Annotated in this window: 1 protein-coding gene; it reads right to left on the bottom strand. The window is 42.7% G+C overall.

All coding sequences use genetic code 11. The features are described 5' to 3' along the window. On the bottom strand, positions 1 to 337 hold a 337-nt coding region (locus tag ACNKXV_RS13710), incomplete at both ends, for an Ig-like domain-containing protein (RefSeq protein ID WP_417908285.1).

Genomic DNA, 337 nt, shown 5'->3' with positions numbered 1-337 from the left:
TACTGGTTAGCGTTAAACTATCTCCTTTTCCGTTATTGCCATCACTATCGGTATAAGTATCATCGGCTACGGAGATGGTAATATTACCATCATAATCGGAAGTTGGTGTTAAGGTTGCCGTGTAGGTAATATTATCTGTAGTAGACAAAGTACCTAAACTTCCCCCGGTGGTGATAATGTCTGCTTCTACAAAATCTGTAGTGGCCTCACTAAAGGTGAAGCTAATAGTGGCAGTCTCCCCAGCTTTTAAACCAGTCTTATCTGAGGTGATCGCCAGGGTTGGTGATACGGTAGTACTGGTTAGCGTTAAGCTATCTCCTTTTCCGTTATTGCCATC

It is taken from the genome of Christiangramia aquimixticola (assembly GCF_048285835.1).
Classification (GTDB): Bacteria; Bacteroidota; Bacteroidia; order Flavobacteriales; family Flavobacteriaceae; genus Christiangramia; species Christiangramia aquimixticola.
The sequence above is the reverse complement of the archived record's forward strand: the minus strand, read 5'-3'. Positions and strand labels throughout refer to the sequence as shown.